Raw genomic sequence first — 3,951 nt, 5'->3', positions numbered from 1 at the left:
ATCTTGTTGGAAATCCTTTATCCACTCCAGTTCTTGGAGTTTTTCTTTTAATTTTTTAATCTCTAATTCTTTGCTCATGGCTTTACTTTTTGAGGTGTAATTACTTAATTTTTTTCGCCAATAATCGATTGTACTTCTGGAAATATCATACTTCTTTGAAGCAAAGTTAGTAGAAATTTGCCCATTATTGATTTGCGAGATAACGAAAATTTTGAATTCAAAAGAGGTTTTTTTGCCGTTTCTTTTTCGGCAGGTTTGTCCATTTGTTAAGTTCATTGTTTAATAAAAGTGCTTAATTTTTGGTCAACCTATTTTAGGACGATGCAATGCGCAAAATTGCAGATAACGGAAAAAGTATTGGCGAAGTGCGGGCTTTCGAAGAACTAAAAGTTCAAGAACGACCAAACGGAGCCGATGCTTTTTCAGATTGTCTAAATTAAGAAAAAAAACAATATGAAAAGCAGCGGCGTGTAAAAAAGTAGAATAGTTCAACTATACCTTAACCCCGCATTTTGCCAATACAATGTTAGCCGATGTTTTTTTTAAATTCCTCTAAATGCGAATTTTAGTATAGGTTTATTAGACTCATCTAAATCCTTAATGAAAGAGGACATTTTTAAGTAGAAAAGTTCTTTATTTTCGTAAAGCGTAAGAATTTCTTGAGCAAGTTTTAGTTGTTGATGATTTCTAGACGAAACTATAATATTAATATTTTCGTTTGTAAAGCTATTGGTTTTCATAAAATCAATGTATAATTTCTGAAACTCTTTTGAAAATGATAGTATTGTTTTAAAATTTTCAAAACCATCAAAAACTTTATCATAACCTGACAAATTATCATGTTCCGTAAGATAAAATTCTTTGTTATCGTAAAACTCCTCAATATGAGCTTTTATATAGTATTTCTTAAATTCATATGGATATAATTCACTAATTAATTCGATTAGAAATGTATGATTTCCTTTTATACTATTTTGTTCTTTAGCTAATTGTAACATAAAATCAGCTTTATCATCTTCACTCAAAATATCCACATATTTTGCTGCGAAGTATTCCTGAATAGATCTGTGAATAAAAGAAAGCAATTTTCCATCTTCTACAAGTATAGAAATTGAAACCTTTAAATCTTCTAAAAAATTCTTTGGATTAACTCTATACTTATAGTTTGTTAGAACTTTTCTAATAATAGCTTCATATTGACTTTCACTAAATATAAAAAGTTCGTCAAAATAACTTATGAAAGAAAAAGTATGTAAAATTTTTTCAAATTTTTCTCGATCAAGATTTGTTAATTTTGGTCGTCTATAACCTGTTTTTGAAAAAGTTTCATGTTTTTCAAATAAAGCATCAAAAACTTGCCAATAAAATTGAGTTTTTTTCGGTGGAATATTTGGATAGCTCTCATATGCATTAATAAACAAAATTAGGAAAAGGGGATTGCTTAGGATCTCAAGATATTTTTTACTTGACTTTTGTTTTAATGTAGCTATGATACTTTCCGCAAAAGATGGATTGTTGTATAATTGTTTATGTATAAAACTTGTGATTTGTTCGAAATCCTCTAATCCAGATAAATAAATGTTACTGAAGTTATCTAAATAATTTGCAGAAGTATAAGGACGTGTTGTTATTATAAATCTATTGTTATTAAATCGTGTTACGAAATCTTGGAAATCCTTTGTAATTGATGTTTTTATTTTATTATCCAATTCATCATATCCGTCAAGAAAAAAAATGAACTCACCGGAGTCAAACATCTTTTCGATTGTCTTTGAATCAATACCTATTTTGTTGAAAAGTAGATGTTGTGTAAATGCTATAAAAACGTAATTCTCTGTTATGTCTTTATCCTTAATGATTTTCTTAATTTGAAATTGATTGAATTCTCGGAAGTTGAATATGACAGGAATTTTGTATCCTTCTTTTACACATTTAATGTAGAAATTTTTTATAAATGTTGTTTTTCCTGATCCGCCTGATGCGATTAAAGAAATATTTTTGTGATTTTCTATGAATTTTTTAAAGTCATCTATAAGAAATGTGCCATCATTAGTTTTGTGCTTAATTGTTAATGGTTGGTAAATTTGAGCTAAGTTAACGTTGTCTTTATGAAGAATAGTTTTAATAAGTGAGAAATTCAATGCATTATTAACAGTATATTCAATAATTTGATTTTCTAAAACCTGCCTTACTTTCGGATCTAAATAATTAAATATTTTTGCTAACGCAAATTTTGTTGATTCACTAATAAACTTCTCTTTAGATGCTGTGTTCATAAAATATCGGCTAACGGAAAAAGTATTGGCGAAGTGCGGGCTTTTGAAGAACTAAAAGTTCAAGAACGACCAAACGGAGCCGATGCTTTTTCAGATTGTCTAAATTAAGAAAAAAAAACAATATGAAAAGCAGCGGCGTATAAAAAAGTAGAGTAGTTCAATTACACCTAAACCCCGCATTTTGCCAATACAATGTTAGGCGATGTACTTATTGGACTTTTTCCAATACGCTTTCTATGTTTAGTCTCAATTGTTTTTGAAATGTGTCCCAATCTTTATAAATTCTTGCTGAAGCCTGTTTTACTTTTATCCTTTGTAAATTATTTAAATTTATAACTATTAAAGAAAGGCTATTGTTAATTTCTTGTGTTGTATCAAATTCTGTGAAGTTTGGTATTTTGTATGTATCGATAAAACCTTTTTTTATTTGATGCTTTAAATTATTTTGATTATCACTCCAATATATAGTTTTAACTTTTTCATCATATTCGTTATTTTCTGTTTTACGTTTCCATTGTTTGAAATCATTCACACATCTATTAAATAGATCCAAATCAATAATTGCGAAATCTAAATCACTATTTTCTGAAAACTCTCTTCCATAATTTGCAGGATCAATTGCGAATCCCGTTCTAGCACTGCCAAGAAGAATTATTTGATTTTTCTTTATGCTAAATTTATCTGAAATATATTGTGTTACTTGCTCATAAATTAGTGGTTTTACCTTAAAAGCATAGCAAAAGTTGCTTATAATTAGAAAGTTCAATAATGATTTTCTTTCATTTTCATCTAAATTAAAATAATTATTCTTTAAGAAGGTTGGTGTTGCAACTTGATCAAGCGGTTTTTTACATTCTTCAGATGTTTGTAAATAGTTAATAATATTTGCCATTCTTTTTATACATTTTAATGAGGTAATTAGTTCTTTTTTTTATTAATATATGCTTACTTGATTCTAGTAGTTTTGGCTCTGGATATTTAAGTCTTGCAACGATAGATGCGCAAATTTCGTCACTCAAACTATCATTTAAAGATAAATCATATGAATAAAGAATGTTTTCAAGCCCTTGCTTATTAGTTCCATAGTAAGCTAGCTTAAGATACATTAAAGCTATTTCTTTTTTTGTAAGAAATTGTTTAAGCTTTGTTGCAAGAATAATCTCTTTTACTTTTCTATGAATCGTTCTTTCATATTGATTTGTCAATACTCTGACAAGTTGTTGTTCAATTGTACTTGCGCCTTCTTTTTTATTAAAAAATACTCTATTTCTAATTGCACGAAAAATTGCAATAATATCAAATCCTTTATGAATATAAAATCGTCGATCCTCACCAATAATCAAAAAGCTAACTAATTTATCAAGGTTTTCTAATTTTGAATAATGGACAATACTTTCTTTTTCAGTATTTATAGAGTTTTTTATTTTATCTAATTCTAAATATATTTCGTTTATAATCAATTGTTTGGAACGTGTTTTTATAGTATATCGCCTAACGGAAAAAGTATTGGCGAAGTGCGGGCTTTCGAAGAACTAAAAGTTCAAGAACGACCAAACGTAGCCAATATTTTTTCAATGGAACTAAATTAAACAAAAATGTGGAATTGAAAAATATTGGCGGCTAAATATTTCAAATTTTTCAATTATACATTTAACCCCGCATTTTGCCAATACAA

General features: G+C 27.9%; 4 protein-coding genes. All 4 read right to left on the bottom strand.

The genetic code is table 11. The annotated features are described in order from the left end of the window. Positions 1-276, bottom strand: a 276-nt coding sequence (locus B5X62_RS15140) for a helix-turn-helix domain-containing protein (protein ID WP_079668324.1), incomplete at its 3' end; no start/stop codon positions are given. 266 nt (positions 277-542) lie between these two features. Then, on the bottom strand, positions 543-2,276 hold the full coding sequence (locus B5X62_RS15135) for an NACHT domain-containing protein (protein WP_079668323.1): 1,734 nt from the start codon (positions 2,274-2,276) through the stop codon (positions 543-545). A 208-nt stretch (positions 2,277-2,484) separates the two neighbouring features. Further along, positions 2,485-3,168 carry a hypothetical protein gene (locus B5X62_RS15130; RefSeq protein WP_079668322.1) on the bottom strand — a complete coding sequence of 228 codons (684 nt, stop codon included), beginning with the start codon at positions 3,166-3,168 and terminating at the stop codon, positions 2,485-2,487. Then, positions 3,152-3,736, bottom strand: coding sequence for a biosynthetic peptidoglycan transglycosylase (locus tag B5X62_RS15125; protein ID WP_159447664.1), 585 nt, complete (start codon positions 3,734-3,736; stop codon positions 3,152-3,154). The genes B5X62_RS15130 and B5X62_RS15125 overlap by 17 nt, the downstream gene beginning before the upstream one ends. Between the last annotated feature and the right edge of the window lie 215 nt (positions 3,737-3,951).

Source organism: Soonwooa buanensis (genome assembly GCF_900167905.1).
In the GTDB taxonomy this organism is placed as follows: Bacteria; Bacteroidota; Bacteroidia; order Flavobacteriales; family Weeksellaceae; genus Soonwooa; species Soonwooa buanensis.
Note: the sequence above shows the minus strand (reverse complement) of the source record. Positions and strands in the feature narration are given on the sequence as shown.

Excerpts from the sequence above, each read along its gene's own strand:
- B5X62_RS15135 (WP_079668323.1), bottom strand. The coding sequence starts at position 2,276 with ATGAACACAGCATCTAAAGAGAAGTTTATTAGTGAATCAACAAAATTT.
- B5X62_RS15130 (WP_079668322.1), bottom strand. The coding sequence starts at position 3,168 with ATGGCAAATATTATTAACTATTTACAAACATCTGAAGAATGTAAAAAA.